This window comes from Pseudomonas sp. H1_D04, from assembly GCF_054683855.1.
The window spans coordinates 3,996,110-4,012,066 of sequence record NZ_CP162826.1; the positions used below are offsets into that span (position 1 = coordinate 3,996,110).

At 61.8% G+C, this 15,957-nt stretch carries 15 protein-coding genes; 6 read left to right on the top strand and 9 right to left on the bottom strand.

Going from position 1 to position 15,957, the window contains the following annotated elements:
• The first annotated feature begins 91 nt into the window (after positions 1-91).
• Together AB4N82_RS18550 and AB4N82_RS18555 are read left to right on the top strand one after the other, a co-directional pair.
• Positions 92-1,027 carry a chemotaxis protein CheV gene (locus AB4N82_RS18550; protein ID WP_032887940.1) on the top strand — a complete coding sequence of 312 codons (936 nt, stop codon included), beginning with the start codon at positions 92-94 and terminating at the stop codon, positions 1,025-1,027.
• A 39-nt stretch (positions 1,028-1,066) separates the two neighbouring features.
• Entirely contained in the window at positions 1,067-1,873 is an 807-nt protein-coding gene (locus tag AB4N82_RS18555) for an MOSC domain-containing protein (protein WP_032887942.1), read from the top strand.
• A 65-nt stretch (positions 1,874-1,938) separates the two neighbouring features.
• Here AB4N82_RS18555 and ppnP read toward each other — a convergent pair whose 3' ends face one another.
• The 8 genes from ppnP to AB4N82_RS18595 form a co-directional block, all read right to left on the bottom strand.
• Complete coding sequence (gene ppnP, locus AB4N82_RS18560; protein ID WP_032887944.1) at positions 1,939-2,223, bottom strand: pyrimidine/purine nucleoside phosphorylase; 285 nt, start codon at positions 2,221-2,223, stop codon at positions 1,939-1,941.
• 64 nt (positions 2,224-2,287) lie between these two features.
• Positions 2,288-2,830 carry a 3'-5' exonuclease gene (locus AB4N82_RS18565; protein WP_032887946.1) on the bottom strand — a complete coding sequence of 181 codons (543 nt, stop codon included), beginning with the start codon at positions 2,828-2,830 and terminating at the stop codon, positions 2,288-2,290.
• A gap of 73 nt (positions 2,831-2,903) precedes the next feature.
• Positions 2,904-4,787 carry an acetyl/propionyl/methylcrotonyl-CoA carboxylase subunit alpha gene (locus AB4N82_RS18570; RefSeq protein ID WP_122764592.1) on the bottom strand — a complete coding sequence of 628 codons (1,884 nt, stop codon included), beginning with the start codon at positions 4,785-4,787 and terminating at the stop codon, positions 2,904-2,906.
• A 525-nt stretch (positions 4,788-5,312) separates the two neighbouring features.
• Positions 5,313-6,074 (bottom strand): enoyl-CoA hydratase/isomerase family protein, encoded by a 762-nt coding sequence (locus AB4N82_RS18575; RefSeq protein ID WP_122754416.1) that lies wholly within the window; start codon positions 6,072-6,074, stop codon positions 5,313-5,315.
• Positions 6,071-7,228, bottom strand: a complete 1,158-nt coding sequence (gene atuD / locus AB4N82_RS18580; RefSeq protein WP_122764593.1) for a citronellyl-CoA dehydrogenase — start codon at positions 7,226-7,228, stop codon at positions 6,071-6,073. Before atuD ends, AB4N82_RS18575 begins: the two co-directional genes overlap by 4 nt.
• Before the next feature lie 16 nt (positions 7,229-7,244).
• A complete protein-coding gene (gene atuC / locus AB4N82_RS18585) occupies positions 7,245-8,861 on the bottom strand; it encodes a geranyl-CoA carboxylase subunit beta (RefSeq protein ID WP_095185443.1) in 1,617 nt (538 codons plus the stop codon).
• A 3-nt stretch (positions 8,862-8,864) separates the two neighbouring features.
• Positions 8,865-9,737 carry an SDR family oxidoreductase gene (locus AB4N82_RS18590; protein ID WP_032887956.1) on the bottom strand — a complete coding sequence of 291 codons (873 nt, stop codon included), beginning with the start codon at positions 9,735-9,737 and terminating at the stop codon, positions 8,865-8,867.
• Between the two features lie 13 nt (positions 9,738-9,750).
• Positions 9,751-11,529: an acyclic terpene utilization AtuA family protein gene (locus AB4N82_RS18595; protein WP_122764594.1), complete on the bottom strand. Its 1,779-nt coding sequence runs from the start codon at positions 11,527-11,529 to the stop codon at positions 9,751-9,753.
• Between the two features lie 153 nt (positions 11,530-11,682).
• Between AB4N82_RS18595 and AB4N82_RS18600 the strand changes: the two genes are divergently transcribed.
• The 3 genes from AB4N82_RS18600 to AB4N82_RS18610 all read left to right on the top strand — a co-directional run bounded on the left by AB4N82_RS18600 (position 11,683) and on the right by AB4N82_RS18610 (position 14,270).
• Positions 11,683-12,306 (top strand): TetR/AcrR family transcriptional regulator, encoded by a 624-nt coding sequence (locus AB4N82_RS18600; protein WP_032887960.1) that lies wholly within the window; start codon positions 11,683-11,685, stop codon positions 12,304-12,306.
• A 93-nt stretch (positions 12,307-12,399) separates the two neighbouring features.
• Positions 12,400-13,188, top strand: coding sequence for a substrate-binding periplasmic protein (locus tag AB4N82_RS18605; RefSeq protein WP_460102518.1), 789 nt, complete (start codon positions 12,400-12,402; stop codon positions 13,186-13,188).
• A 68-nt stretch (positions 13,189-13,256) separates the two neighbouring features.
• Positions 13,257-14,270, top strand: coding sequence for a GNAT family N-acetyltransferase (locus AB4N82_RS18610; protein ID WP_095185446.1), 1,014 nt, complete (start codon positions 13,257-13,259; stop codon positions 14,268-14,270).
• Positions 14,271-14,319: 49 nt separating this feature from the next.
• Here AB4N82_RS18610 and AB4N82_RS18615 read toward each other — a convergent pair whose 3' ends face one another.
• A complete protein-coding gene (locus tag AB4N82_RS18615; protein ID WP_005789991.1) occupies positions 14,320-14,871 on the bottom strand; it encodes an RNA polymerase factor sigma-70 in 552 nt (183 codons plus the stop codon).
• Between the two features lie 299 nt (positions 14,872-15,170).
• Here AB4N82_RS18615 and AB4N82_RS18620 point away from each other — a divergent pair, with 299 nt between their 5' ends.
• Entirely contained in the window at positions 15,171-15,923 is a 753-nt protein-coding gene (locus AB4N82_RS18620; protein WP_032887966.1) for a thioesterase II family protein, read from the top strand.
• Positions 15,924-15,957 lie beyond the last annotated feature (34 nt).

A 15,957-nucleotide genomic window follows, 5' to 3' on the forward strand; every position in this document is an offset into this window, starting at 1 on the left:
GGGGTCAAGGTCTGGCTTTCGCCGCCGATAACAGCAGTAATGAATTGCACAATCCCTTCGCGCATCTAGCTGCGCACACCAGGAGCTTTTGATGGCCGGCATTCTCGACACAGTAGACCAACGCACGCAACTGGTGGGTGAGAATCGCCTGGAGATCCTCATGTTTCGTCTGGCCGGGCGGCAACTGTTCGCAATCAACGTGTTCAAGGTGCAGGAAGTCCTGCAACTGCCCAAGCTGACCCTGATGCCTCAGCGTCACCCCTTCGTGTGCGGCGTGGTCAACCTGCGTGGCCAGACCTTGCCGGTGATCGACCTGTCCCAGGCCATCGGCATGCGCCCACTGGTACCGGGCCCGAACAGCACCATCATCGTCACCGAGTACAACCGCTCGGTACAGGCGTTCCTGGTGGGTGGTGTGGACCGTATCGTCAACATGAACTGGGAATCCATCCTGCCGCCGCCGACCAGCGCCGGGCGTCAGCACTACCTGACCGCCATCAGCAAGGTCGATGACCAACTGGTGGAGATCATCGACGTGGAAAAAGTCCTCGCCGAGATCGTGCCCTATAACGCCAAAGTTTCCCGTGAAAAACTTGAAGATCCGGTGTTGGAACGTGCCCGTGGCCGCGAAGTGCTGCTGGTGGACGACTCCAACGTCGCCCTGTCGCAACTGCGCGACACCTTGGGTCAACTGGGTGTGAAGATGCACATCGCCAGCGACGGCCTCAAGGCACTGAACATGCTCAAGGCCTGGGCCGACGCCGGCCACGTGATGACCGACAAGCTCCTGATGATCTTCACCGACGCCGAAATGCCCGAGATGGACGGCTACCGCCTCACCACCGAAATTCGCAACGATCCACGCCTGCGCAAGCTCTACGTGGTGCTGCACACCTCGCTGTCGGGCAGCTTCAACGACTCGATGGTGAAGAAGGTTGGGTGCGACAACTTCCTGTCCAAATTCCAGCCCGACAAACTGGTGGATGTGGTGCGCCAGCGACTGATGCTGGACGAAGCCACCGCTTGACCTTAGGGTTGCATCTTTGCCCCTCAGGAATGCAGGCCCATGCTTCGTCTCAGCGCGTTGTACCGTTACCCCTTGAAGTCCGGCAAGGCCGAAACCTTGCAGCACATCGGCCTGGATAAACTCGGGTTGAATGGGGATCGACGCTGGATGCTGGTGGACGAGGCCAGCGGGCGTTTCCTCACGCAGCGGGCGGTGGCGAAGATGAGCCAACTCTCTGCGCTGTGGAACCGCACGGGCGGCCTGACCTTGAGTTCGCCTGGCTACGCGCCGCTGGACGTGGCGCTGCCCGGCAGCGACGCCGAGTTGCGCGGCGTGACCATCTGGCGCGACACCTTGCGCGTACCGGACGCCGGTGATGAAGCTGCCGCCTGGGTCAGCGACTTTATCGGCAAGCCGACACGGCTGGTGCAGATGCCCTTGGACCGCGCCCGCACCACCCAGGCCGGTTTCGGGCGTGATGATGATCAGGTGGCGTTTGCCGATGGTTATCCGTTGCTGCTGATCGGGCAAGCGTCGCTCGACGACCTCTCGCAAAAAATCGGCCGCCCCATGGAGATGCTCCGCTTTCGCCCGAACCTCGTGATCGAGGGCGGCGAAGCTTTCGCGGAAGATGGCTGGAAGCGTCTGCGCATTGGTGATGTGGAGTTTCGCGCCGTGAAACCCTGCTCACGTTGCATTCTCACCACCATCGACCCGCAAACCGGTGAACGCAGCGCCGACCGTGAACCGTTTGTCACGTTGGAGGCTTATCGCAAGACGGAAGACGGCGCGATGTTCGGCCAGAACCTAGTCAACGATGGTAATGGACGCCTGGAAGTGGGCATGCCAGTGACCATTCTCGAATAGCCTTCGGCGCCCATAAAAAATGCCCGTCTCCCACGAGACGGGCATTTTTTTGACCGGGCGAATGCTTAGCCGCGGTACTCGCACAGGTAAGCAGTATCCACGGCGACCTTCAGTTGGAACTTGCTGTTGGCCGGTACGTGGAACTGGCTGCCGGCGGCGAAGGTTTCCCACTCGCTGGCGTCAGGCAGTTTAACGGTCAGGGCGCCGGAGACTACGTGCATGATTTCACGCTGGGCGGTGCCGAATTCGTATTCACCCGGGGCCATCACGCCGATGGTCGCCGGACCTTCTGCGGTGCCGAAAGCGATCGACTTGACGGTGCCGTCGAAGTACTCGTTGACTTTGAACATGGGCGAATCCTCGGAAAAAGGGTCTGGAAAGGTCGGCCAGTATGCCCAAGGGCAGGGGAGCTGCCTAGACCGGTAAAATCAGCGGCAACAGGCGCGCGGTATTGCGTGCATCTTCCAGCGCCCGATGTTGCTGGCCATGGAACTGCATTCCCGCCAATTGAAGGGCGCCATTGAGGCCCAAGGGCTTGTCCAGGCGCCGGGCCTTGGCGAAGCGCTGCTTGAGGTTCACATGAGGTGTCTTGGCGAGTGCACTCACCAGGCTGTTGCGCTGCCATTCGAGCTCAAGCTGCGCGCGGTCATAGTCACCCCAACTCGCCCAGCCTTCCAGGCGCGGTTGATGCTGGCCCAGCCAGCGTTCGAACAGCGGCCACACCTCGGTGATGGGCGCGGCGGTGTCGATATTGGCCTGGGTGATATGGGTCAGCTGGCGGCAAAAGGGCGTCAGCAATGGGCGCCGCAATGGCCGCACAAAGCGCTGGAAGTGGTCCAGTTCGCGGCCCTGGCGGTTCACCAGGCTCGCGCCGATCTCGATGACTTCCATCTCCGTCACGGGCCAGCCGCCTTCATCCGTTGTGGCTTCAAGGTCAATAATCAGCCAATGAGGCATTGTGCAGGTTCCCGTACTCGTCCCTTCCTGATGGGGATAGAGCGTAGCCCGGCCCTGTAGTTCCGCCTAGGGACTATTCGATCTCCAGCAATACCTGCCGATTACGCACCTGATCGCCTGCCATTACCTGCACGGCCTTGATCACACCGTCGATGCCCGCCGTGAGCGGGTGCTCCATTTTCATGGCTTCAAGCACCAGCAGCAGTTGGCCTTTGCCGACACGCTCACCTGCACGGACCCGCACATCGACAATGGCGCCGTCCATCGGCGCCTTGACCGTGCCGCTGCTGGCGTCGGCCTGGCGGCGGGCGACCTGTTGGGTGCGGTTGGTCACGGTCAGGCCAGGTAGCCGTAACTGGTCGCCGTCGAGGTGGTAAGCGATACGGCGCCGGATCCCGTTGAGCACCCGCGTGGCGTAGCGGCCGTCGGTGCTGAGTTGCAGGTCGTCAACGGTGACCGTTTGAAGGTCGCCGTTGACCTCCAGGCGGTATGTCCAGGGGATGCTTGCGTTATTGCGCCATCCCGCCAGACCCAGGGCGTGCTGGTCGGCGCTGTGGTGATAAAACAGCGCGGCGGCCAGGGCAAGCTGTTCTTTCGACGCGGCGGGCGGCGGGATTTCGCGAAAGTGCTCGGCGATAAACCCGGTGCTGAAATGGCCGTCGATAAAGTCCGGTTGCTTGAGCAGATCGGCCAGCAGTTGCTGGTTGGTATTGACGCCCAGCAGCACGGTGTCCTCCACAGCGCGAAGCAGCTTGCGGCGCGCCTCTTCGCGGGTGGCGCCGTGGGCGATGATCTTGGCTTGCATGGCGTCATAGAACGGGCTGATTGTTTGGCCTTCGCTGACGCCATGGTCAATACGTACGCCTGCGGCCGGCTCCCAGCGCAGCACCTCACCGGTTTGCGGGAGGAAACCTTGGGCCGGGTCTTCGGCGTACAGGCGCACTTCCATGGCATGGCCGCTCAGGGTCACCTCTTTTTGGCTCAATGGCAGTGGGTGGCCGGCGGCGACCAGCAGTTGCCAGGCCACCAAGTCCAGGCCGGTAATCAGCTCGGTGACCGGGTGCTCCACTTGCAGGCGCGTGTTCATTTCCAGGAAGTAGAACTGACCGTTGCGGTCGAGCAGAAATTCCACGGTGCCGGCGCCGACGTAATTCACCGCGCGCCCGGCCTTGAGCGCCGCCTCGCCCATGGCCTGGCGCAGTTCCGGGGTCATGACGGGGCAGGGCGCTTCTTCGATGATTTTTTGGTGGCGACGCTGGATCGAGCAGTCGCGTTCGCCGAGGTAGATCAGATTGCCGTGGCTGTCGCCGAACAGTTGGATTTCGACGTGACGCGGGTCGATCAGTGCCTTTTCGAGGATCAGTTCGTCACTGCCGAAGGCGTTCTGCGCTTCGGAGCGGGCGGTGCGCAATTGCTCCAGCAAGTGCTCGGGTTTGTGCACCAGGCGCATGCCTCGGCCACCGCCGCCGGCGCTGGCCTTGATCATCAGCGGGTAGCCGATGCGGTCGGCCTGGTGTTGCAGGGTGGCGTCGTCCTGGGCGCTGCCCTGGTAGCCGGCGATGCAAGGCACGCCGGATTCCAGCATGGCGAGTTTGGAGAGGCGTTTGCTGCCCATCAGTTCGATGGCTTCGACGCTGGGGCCGATGAAGATCAGGCCGGCGTCTTGGCACGCGCGGGCGAAACCGGGGTTTTCCGAGAGGAAGCCGTAGCCGGGGTGTATGGCGTCGGCGCCGGTTTTTTCGGCGGCCTCAAGGATGGCCGGGATGTTGAGGTAGGACTGTTGTACCGGGGCGGGGCCGATGCGCACGGCTTCGTCGGCCATCTGCACGTGCAGGGCCTGGGCGTCGGCGTCGCTGTAGACGGCGACGGTGCGGTAGCCCAATGCCTGGGCCGTGCGCTGGATGCGGCAGGCGATTTCACCGCGGTTGGCGATCAGGATCTTGTTGAACTGCGGCATAGGTGTTTTCCCTGGGACTGAGTACATATCCGTTTCTTCGGTAACGGCAATCTATGGTTCCGCGCTTACAAAGGGTGGCCTTCGCCCCAACACTCGGTACCCGGCCGAGGCTCGGTGTACCAGCTTGTTTGACAGGGCGATCGCAGTTCGAATGTGGGAGGGGGCTTGCTCCCGATAGCAGTGGTTCAGTTACACATCTGTTGGCTGATACACCGCCATCGGGAGCAAGCCCCCTCCCACATTTGGATCTCCACCTATCAGATAGGTCTCACCCTGCTTTTGACCTGCTTTTGATCTGACCCTTACATCCTTTTTGCTGACGAAGTCAGCGGTCTTTTGATCTTGATCTCAGGCGCCCCGTTAAACATGCTGGCCGCACACCGAGCCTGGGCGAGGTGCCGAGTGTTGGCACAAGAGCCTTTTGCTTGTGTTTGGCTGGGCTGGCCTTCCGGCTCTTCCAAAAGTGAGTCGCCGTAAGGGCGAAACCATAGGCAGCCGTTACCCAAATAACGGATATACCCCTAATCAACGAGCCCACTCAGGCCGACGCCTCTGCAAAAAAGCCCGAGTCCCCTCAACTCCCTCCGCCCCGCTGACCGCCTCGGCAAACCACTGCGCCCCGCGATCCAACACAACCCCTATCGGCTCATCCACACTGGCCAACAACAACGCCTTGGTGCGCGCGTTGGCGCCTGGTGCGCAGCGCAGCACCTGTCCCAGGACTTCATCCAAACGCTCCGCCAACGCCTGCGGATCGCGCTCGGTGAAGTGCACCAGCCCCAGCCGTTCAGCTTCCTGCCCATCAAATCGCGCGGCGGTCAGTGCCAGTCTCCGCGCCTGGGTCAGACCGATCCGCTTGACCACAAACGGCGCAATCTGCGCCGGCAGCAACCCCAGGCTGGTTTCCGGCAAACCGAACTGCGCCTGGTGATCGGCAATCGCGATGTCGCTCACACAGGCCAAGCCAAACCCGCCGCCGAGTACCGCGCCTTGCAGCACCACGATGACCACTTGCGACACGGCTTCCACCTCTTGCAGCAACGTGCCAAAGGCCCGGTTCAGCGCCTGCAATTGATCGCCTGCGCTGACCAGGTCCTTCACGTCGGCTCCCGCGCAGAAATGCCCGCCGGCGCCGCTCAGAACCACCGCGCGGACTTGGTCGTCGAGTTGGGCCACTACCGATCGCAGTTCGTGGACCATCTCCAGGCTCATGGCGTTGCGGCATTCGGGCCGATTGAGGGTGATGTGCAGCACGCCGTTATGGGGTTCCAGCAGCAAGGTGCTCATGGTTTTTTCCCCGGTAGCGTGCCCATCAATTTGCAGATGATGCCCAGCATGATTTCGTCGGCACCGCCGCCAATCGATACCAGACGCACATCGCGATAAGCACGGGCTACGGGGTTGTCCCACATAAAGCCCATGCCGCCCCAGTATTGCAGGCAACTGTCGCTGACTTCACGGCCAAGACGTCCGGCCTTGAGTTTGGCCATGGAGGCCAGGCGGGTCACGTCCTGGCCTTTGATGTATTGCTCGGTGGCCTGGTAAACCAGTGCCCGCAGGCATTCGATTTCGGTGGCCAGTTCGGCCAGGCGAAAGTGGATCACCTGGTTGTCGATCAGCGCTTTGCCGAAGGTCTGGCGTTCCTTGCAGTACTCGATGGTGCTGTCGATGCAGTACTCCAGGCCCTTGATCATATTGGCCGCGCCGAACAGGCGTTCTTCCTGGAATTGCAGCATCTGCATCATGAAGCCCGCGCCTTCGTGGCCGATACGGTTGCGCTGGGGGATGCGTACGTTGTCGAAGAACACCTGGGCAGTCTCGGAGCTGTGCATGCCGAGTTTTTCCAGGGGCGTGCTGACGCTGATGCCGGGCGTGTTCATCGGCAGCATGATCAGCGATTTGTTGATGTGCGGCTTGTCGTCCGAGGTGTTGGCCAGCAGGCACATGAAGTCTGCGCTGGGCGAGTTGGTGATCCACATTTTGCTGCCGTTGATCACGTAGTCATCGCCGTCCTTGCGTGCGTAGGTCTTGAGCCCGGCCACGTCGGAGCCGGCGCCGGTTTCCGAGACGCCGATGCAACCGACTTGCTCGCCGCTGATGGCCGGGCGCAGGAATTCGTCGCGCAGTGCATCGCAGCCGAAGCGGGCGAGGGCGGGGGTGCACATATCGGTCTGCACGCCGATGGACATGGGAATGCCGCCGCAGCGAATGGTGCCGAATTCTTCGGCGGCGACGATCGAGTAGCTGTAGTCCAGGCCCATGCCGCCGAATTGTTCGGGTTTGGAAATGCCCAGCAGCCCGAGGTCGCCGGCCTTGCGCAAGATCGCGTGTATGGGAAAGCGCCCGGCTTTTTCCCATTCGTCCACGTAGGGGTTGATCTCGCGGTCGACGAAGGCACGGACGGTGCGGCGCAGTTCCTGATGTTCTTGGGTGAAGATCATTGTTCTTGTTCTCCTGTTAGAAACGCGCCACACCGAAGCTGTTGGGCTGCAATTGCCGCACCTCGGCGTCATGGCAAATATCCAGCAAAAAGCCGAGCAACGTGCGGGTATCCCGGGGATCAATCAGCCCGTCATCCCACAGGTTTGCGCTGCCGTACAGGGCGGTGGATTGGCTGTCGAGCTTCTGCGCGGTGACCTGTTCCAGCATGTCCAGCACCTTGGGGTCGGGCACCAAGCCGTCTTTGAGCTGCTTGGCCTCGGTGACGATGCGCAGCACCTTGCCCGCCTGCGCGCCGCCCATCACCGCCGTGCGGCTGTTGGGCCAGGCGAAGATAAAGCGTGGGTCCAGACCCCGGCCACACATCGCATAGTTGCCCGCACCGTAGGAGCCGCCGACCACCACGGTGAGTTTAGGCACCCGCGCATTGGCCACCGCCTGGATCATCTTCGCGCCGTGCTTGATTACGCCTTGTTGCTCTGACTCGGTGCCGACCATAAAGCCAGTGGTGTTGTGCAAAAACAGCAGCGGCGTGCGGCTCTGGTCGCACAGCTGGATAAACTGCGCAGCCTTGCTCGCGCCTTTGGGCGTGATGGGGCCGTTGTTGCCGATCACGCCAATGGCGCGGCCCTGGATATGCAGGTGGCCGCAGACGGTGTGGGCATCGAACTCGCCCTTGAATTCAAGGAATTGGGAACCGTCAGCCAGCCGCGCCAGGATCTCGCGCACGTCGTAGGGTTTTTTCGGATCATCGGGGATCAGCCCCAACAGTTCCTCGGCGCAGTACAGTGGTTCTTTGTAGGTGCGTTTTGGCGCAGACGGCAGGCGGTCATCCCAGGGCAGCAGGCTGACGATCTCACGCACGATACGCACGCCATCGGCGTCGTTTTCCGCCAGGTATTCGGCGGTGCCGGCCGTTTGCGCGTGCATCTCGGCGCCGCCCAGTTCTTCATCGGTGGCCACTTCGCCCGTCGCCGCCTTGAGCAGTGGCGGCCCGGCCAGGAACAGCTTGGCCTTGCCGCGCACCACCACCACGTAATCCGACAACCCCGGTTGGTACGCGCCACCCGCAGTGGCCGAGCCGTGCACCACGGTGATCTGCGGCAGGCCCATGGCTGACATGCGCGCCTGATTGGCGAAGCTGCGTGCGCCTTCGACAAAAATCTCGGCGGCATAGTTGAGGTTGGCGCCGCCGCTTTCGGCCAGTGTCACCACCGGCAATTTGTTCTCCAGCGCGATCTGCTGCAGGCGCAGGGATTTTTTCAGCCCGGTAGGAGAAATGGTGCCGCCCTTGATCGCGCTGTTATTGGCCACCACCAACATGCGCACGCCGCTGACGTAGCCGATTCCTGCGATCAACCCACCCCCGGCTGCGCTGCCGTCCTTGTCGTCGTGGAGTTTGTAGCCGGCCAGGCTGGCCAATTCCAGGAACGGCGCACCGGGGTCAAGCAGCAAGTTGAGGCGCTCGCGGGGCAACAATTGGCCCCGTTTGTCGAACTTGGGCTTGGCTTCCTGGGCCTTGCTCAGCAGGTTTTGCTCCAGTTGGCGCAGGTGCTGAATGCTGTCCAGCATGGCCTCACGGTTGCGTGCGAACGCTGCGCTGTGGGCGTCGATCAGGCTTTCAATCACCGGCATGATTTATTTCCCTTCCTTGAGCACGTCCGGCAGGTAAGCGCGGTGAAAACCATTGAACGGTTCGCTCGGCGGCTGGGCCTTGTGCAGCGGCCAGGCACGGCTGCCGAGGCTGGCGGCGCCGTCGATGCGCAGGGTGCTGCCGCTGATAAATGCAGCGGCGGGGCTGAGCAGGAACACAATGGCGGCGCTGACTTCCGATTCGGTGCCGATACGCTTGAGCGGCACGTGTTCACGCAGGGTGGGGATCACCGCCTTGAACGCGCCCTCGTAGGTGTCCATGCCGCTGGAGGCGATCCAGCCCGGCGCCACGGCGTTGACCCGAACCCCGGCGCAGCCCCATTCGAAGGCGGCGGTTTTGGTGAAGTTGTCCATGCCGGCACGGGCGGCGCCGGAGTGGCCCATGCCGGGCATGCCGCCCCACATGTCGGCGAGCATATTGACGATGGCGCCACCGTGTTTGCTCATGGATTGGTTGAACACTTCGCGGGCCATCAGGAAACCGCCCACCAGGTTGGTGCGCAGCACGGTTTCAAAGCCTTTCTGATTGATCGACGCGAGCGGTGATGGGTACTGACCGCCAGCATTATTCACCAAACCGTGGACCTGGCCGTGGTCATTCAGGATTTGGCTGACCAGCGTCTTCACCGCCTCTTCATCGCGAATATCGCAGGCGCTGCAATGGGCGATGCCGCCGTCTTCGGCAATTTCCGCCGCGACCGCTGCGAGCTTGTCCGGCTTGCGTCCGACCAGGATCACCTGGGCGCCGAGCGCCGCCAGCTCATGGGCGGTGCAGCGGCCAATGCCACTGCCGCCACCGGTGACAATCACGGTGTGACCCTGGAATAGGTCGGCTTTGAAGATCGAGTCGAAGGCCACGGCAACGCTCCTGTTATTGGCATTGATCGGCAATGTGTTGCGGCACCGCGATGGGAATTTCCAGCAGTTGCTGGGCGAAAGCCTTGCCTTGGGGGTCGATGCGCAGGCTGGCAATGCCGCCGCCGCCCAACGCGTTTTCCAGCAGGAAATTCAGGCTGTGGCTGCCGGGCAGATACCAGCGCTCGACGCGGCCGTGCAGCGGGTCGAGCACGTGGCTCATCCAGTCGACGATCACTGCGGGCGTCAGCGCTTCGGCGATCCATGGCAGGTACTCGGGATCACGGGCGATCACGCCGATATTGCTGTGATTGCCCTTGTCACCGGAGCGTGCCACGGCGAGTTTCACGAGGGGCACGCTGGCGTCGGCGCGACCTTGGGGCTTGGGTGGATCCATCGGCGCGGCGGGCAGGGTTGGGGCGTCGGTGATGGGTAGCGCGCAAGCGTGGCGTTCACCTTGGAAGTCGATCAGTAACTCACATGAGGACTTGTCGATCAGAAACGAAAACAACCGAATCAACGGATACACCGTCGGGCGACCCCCTACGATTCCGGTCAACCCCGGCGCCATCCCGGTAGCGGCCTGGGCGATCTCGCGCGCGAACAGCACCAGCGCCTGCTTGCTCGGGTGTCGCACCGCCAACTTGACCACCACTTCACGACAGTCATGACGCATCGCATGTGCGCCATAGGTTGCTTCGCTGCCCAGCAGCTCGATATTCACCTCGGTGTACGGCGCCCAGCCGCGTTGGCTGAACAGTTGCGAGGTCTTGTTGATGATCGCCTGGCTGACCCGCTCGGCCTTGGCCACCGCGTCGATCCCGGCAATCAGGCAACTGGCGGTGCAACGCGAGCCATCGGGATACGTGGCGCTGACCTTGTACTGGTCGGTGGGTGGCGAACCCTTGGCGCCGTGCAGGTGCACGCGGTTTTTTCCCTGCTGCTGCAGTTTGACCTGGCTGAAATCGCAGATCACGTCGGGCAACAGATAGGCGCATGGGTCGCCGATTTCATACAGCAACTGTTCGGCCACGCTGAGTTCGCTGATCAACCCGCCGGTGCCGTCGACCTTGGTTACCGTGAACTGGCCGTCGGCGCTGACCTCGACGATGGGGAAACCGATGTGTTCGTAGTCCGGCACATCGCGCCAATCGGTGAAGTTACCGCCGGTGCACTGGGCGCCGCATTCGATGATATGCCCGGCCAGGGCCGCTTGGGCGAGGCGGTCGTAGTCGTGCCAGGGCCAGTCGAATTCATGCACCAGCGCTGCGCTGACCACGGCGCTGTCGACCACGCGGCCGGTGATAACGACATCGGCGCCCAGCGCCAAGGCTTGGGTGATGCCCGGTGCGCCAAGGTAAGCGTTGGCGGACACGCACACCGGCGGCAGCGGTGTGCCGCTGAACATATCGGTAGTGCCCGTGAGGTTTTTCAATTGGGGTTGCAGGTCATCGCCCAGCAGAACGGCTATTTTCAGCGGTACCTGGGCTTTATCGCAGGCCGCTTGCAGGGCTGCGGCGCAGGCTTGGGGATTAATGCCGCCAGCGTTGCTGATTACGCGGATGCCCTGGCCCTGGATATCGGCCAGCAGCGGCGTCAGCACCTCGACAAAATCCGTGGCGTAACCGGCCTGGGGGTCTTTCATCCGTGCGCCGGCAAGGATCGACATCGTGACTTCCGCCAGGTAGTCGAACACCAGGTAATCCAGCTTACCGCCGTGCACCAACTGGGCGGCGGCAGTGCAGGTGTCGCCCCAGAAGGCGCTGGCACAGCCGATACGAACCGTCTTGCTCATGAGAAATCCTTCCTCGAATGGCTGTTGGCGAGACTACCAAGCAAGCGCTTGGTTTGTAAACTCCAGTCACAAGTTTTAGCCAAGCGCTTGCTTGGTTGGCGGCCACGGCCTAAATTGCCGGCCAAGACGTCAGTAGAAGTAGAGGAGAGCAGCATGGATGAGCACAAAGCCCTGCGGGTGATGCGCACCATGGTCGATGGCGGCCAATTGACCGATCCCGACAGCGCCCGGGGCAAGTTGCTGCAAACCGCGGCCCACCTGTTTCGCAACAAGGGTTTCGAGCGCACCACCGTGCGTGACCTGGCCAGTGCGGTGGGCATTCAGTCCGGCAGCATCTTTCATCACTTCAAGAGCAAGGACGACATCCTGCGGGCGGTGATGGAGGAAACCATCCACTACAACACGGCGCTGATGCGGGCTTCGCTGGAGGAGGCGACAAACGTGCGCGAACGTGTGCTGGCGCTGATTCGCTGCGAGTTGCAGTCGATCATGGGCGGCAGCGGCGAAGCCATGGCGGTGCTGGTGTATGAATGGCGCTCACTGTCGGCGGACGGCCAGGCCCAGGTCCTGGCGCTGCGCGACGTGTACGAAGACCTCTGGCTGCAAGTGCTGGGCGAGGCCAAGGCTGCTGGCTACATCAAGGGCGATGTGTTTATCGCGCGCCGCTTCCTCACAGGCGCATTGTCCTGGACGACCACCTGGTTTCGCGCCGAGGGCAGCATGACGCTGGAGCAGTTGGCCCAAGAAGCTTTGTTGATGGTTCTGAAAGCCGACTGAGGCGCAAGCTATTAATTTGCTGGCGGAAAGTTGTCTCGCCAGACAAAAACGCCTAGCTTATCGCCATCAGAGTTTTGAACGGTGTGTGCCTTGATGTTTTCGCCATGGCGGCTGGCTGCAGGACTTACCTTTTGGGCACTGGGCACCGCGTGGTGGATGCCGGCGTCGGCTGCGCAATTGGTGCGCATCGGCGCGGCGCATTTCCCTCCTTATACGGTGCGCCCGGAGCAGGGCGCCGACACGGGATTGCTGCCGCAACTGGTGGAGGCCCTGAACGCCTCGCAAACCGACTACCAATTTGTGCTGGTGCCGACTTCCATTCCTCGACGTTTCCGCGATTTCGAGCAGGGCCGGATCGACATGGCCATCTTCGAAAACCCCGCGTGGGGCTGGCAGAAAATTCCCCACACCAGCGTCGACATGGGGCTGGAGGACGCGGAGATTTTCGTCGCCCAGCGTGAACCCGGTCGCGGCCAGGACTATTTCGCCGACCTTGCGGGCAAACGCCTGGCGGTGTTCAGCGGTTATCACTACGCCTTCGCCAGCTTCAACCCCGACCCCAAGAACATGGCCGAGCACTTCAACGCCACCTTGACCTATTCCAACGACAGCAACCTGCTGATGGTTGCGCGCGGGCGTGCGGACATTGCCTTGGTGACCCGTTCGTACCTGAGTGACTTCATGGTGCGCAATGCGGATATGGCCGCGCAGTTCCTGGTGTCTGAGCGTATCGATCAGGTCTATCACCATTACGCCTTGCTGCGGCCGAAGGCGCCGATTACGGGCCAGGCTTTTTCCGCGTTGCTCAAGCGTCTGCGCGATGACGGCGAGATGCTGAAGATTTTCGAGCCGTACCGCATCGACGTGATGCCGGTACCTTGATCGGCTAAATTTCCTCTCCCGGCTCACGTCACTTCTTTATCTGTCGACGGTTACCGTGAGCCCCTCCCATGTCCAATCTGAATGACCTGTCGGTCCTGCCGTTACCGGCCGGGCCTGCCTTGAATGCTGATGAAACCGAAAGCCACCTGAGCCTGACCCTGGAAGGCCAGCCGCTGGCGCGTTTGCGCCTGGAGCGTGGCGATGACCTGCAGGTGCATTTGCAGACCCCCGCCGAGGTGCCTTCCCCCCGCGCCTTGTGGGCTGCCTGCTACTGGTTGTTTACCAAGGAGCCGACTCGGCAACGTCTGACCTGGCACCTTGAGCATGCGCCCGAAGACGCCTTGCGCAGTGGTTTGCTGGTGGCTAGCGAGATCGCCGGGCAGTACCGATGTGAGCGCACCCTGTTCTGGCAATTGCCCCAGCCGTGGTTGGGACTCTCGCCCAGTGGCAGCTACCCGCAACAGATGATCATCAGTGCCGGCAAGCGCCACCCCGTCCGTGCGCCGAAGCCTCGGGGTGAGGTTTACCGGCGTTATGACGCACGTCTTGGGGCCTGGATTTCCCTGCGCACCGTTGAGGTCGATGTGGATTTGGCGCGCTTCAATCGCTGGCAGAACAGCACGCGCGTGGCGAGTTTCTGGCAGGAAACCGGCAGCCTGGAGCAGCACCGGGAATACCTGGATAAGCTCGCCGCCGATCCGCACACCCTCACGCTGATCGGCTGTTTTGATGACGAACCCTTTGCCTATTTCGAAGCCTACTGGGCCAAGGAAGACCGTATCGCACCGTTCTACGATGCCGCTGACTACGACCGTGGCATCCACATGCTGGTGGGGGAGGAACATCATCGCGGTCCCCACAAGGTCGCCAGTTGGCTATCGGCGCTGGTGCACTACCTGTTCCTGGATGACCCTCGCACCCAACGTGTGGTGGCAGAACCGCGCGCCGATAACGCGAAGATGATCGGCCATATGCACAACCAGTGTTTCCACTGTGAAAAGGAGTTCGATTTCCCGCACAAGCGTGCGGCGCTGATGATTCTGGGGCGGGAGCGGTTTTTTGAGCGGTGCGGGCTGGTGTGAGCGGTGGGGGCGGGCGTGCTCGCCCCCATTATGGGCAGATCCGTATCGATCAGACGCGCCGTGCAAACGTATCGCTATGGCTGCCCGACACCTTGCGGCAGTGCACCAGCGCATCGCGAATCATGAAGTTCACCAGCGTTGGTGACACCCCCAACTCCTTGGCGATGTCCTTTTGCGGCACGCCGTGCAGACGGTACATCTCGAACGCGTAACGGGTGCGCTGGGGCAGCTCAGTCAGGGCGTCGGCGATGTTTTCCAGGGTGTTGAAATTGATGTGGGAGGTTTCCGGTGAAGCGCCGTGAATAACCACATTCAAGCCTTCCTCTTCCGTCCCGGAGTATTTGAGCTCCAGGGCCTGCTTACGGTAGTGATCGATGGCCAGGTTACGGACGATCTGGAACAGGTAACTCAATTGGGCCTTGAACGAGGATGTGATCGTCGGCGCCGATTGCAGGCGGAAGTAGGCATCCTGCACGACGTCTTCGGCGCGGGAGCGGCAGCCGGTAATTCGTGCTGCGATCTTCACCAGAATCAGTCGGTTGTCGACGAATGCCTGGAGAAGTGGTGAGTCGCACCTGCCTGTGGATACTTGTTCCGTCATGGAAATCACCTTGAAAAATAGGTTGGGGGAGGGCGTCCTTGCTGAGGCCTCCTACACATCGGGCAACAAATTAGGCTGAATGATAATGATTGTCAAATGAGAAGACGAACTAATCTTATGCTTTCTTGTTCGGCGTGAACCACGTCTCGCTCATGCCCGGCGACTAATTATTTGCCGGTGCCGTCCGTTCTTCTGGGTGAAAGGTCCGTTAGTCAGGCGGCCAAGGATCAGCACCCGCAGGAGGACGAGATGGGTTTTTATCGTGCATACAGCGTGTTTCAGTTTGGGGTCTTCGAGCGATGAGCGCGCCGACCCGACTGCGCCTGTTCTGCCTGCCCTATTCAGGCGCCAGCGCCATGGTCTATGCACGTTGGCGCCGGGTGTTGCCCGAGTGGCTGCAGGTATGCCCGCTGGAATTACCCGGTCGTGGCATGCGCATGGACGAGCCCTTGCAGCGCGATATCAAGGCCTTGGCTGCGCAACTGGCGGACGAAATCTGCCACGACTTGAGCGGCCCCTACGCGTTGTTCGGCCACAGCCTCGGCGGCCTGCTCGCCTTTGAATTGGCCCATGCGTTAAACGCACGCAACGTCCCTGCGCCGCTGGCGCTGTTCGCTTCCGGCACTGCCGGCCCGGCGCGTCGCGATGTCAGCGAATACGCCATCGAAAAGACCGATGAGCAACTGATCGCCCGCCTACGCGAACTGCAGGGCACCGCCGAAGCGGCCCTGGCCAACCCCGAATTGATGCAACTGATGCTGCCGATCCTGCGCGCTGACTTCCTGCTGTGCGGCAGCTTTACCTACGGCGAGCGTGAGCCGCTGGGCATGCCGATCCATGTATTCGGTGGCAAGCAGGACAGCGTACGCGCCGACCAATTGCTCGACTGGCAACTCGATGCCGCCAGCGGCTTTTCCCTCGATATGTTCGACGGCCACCACTTCTTCCTCATGCAGCACGAAAGCACCGTATTGCGCTGCCTGCGGCGCTACGCCGACGAACACCTGGCCCGTTGGCGCAATGGCGCGGCGCGGCAGTTGGTCGCCGGCTGATAGCTACTCAATTTCCGAATTTCCCGTAAGCCGA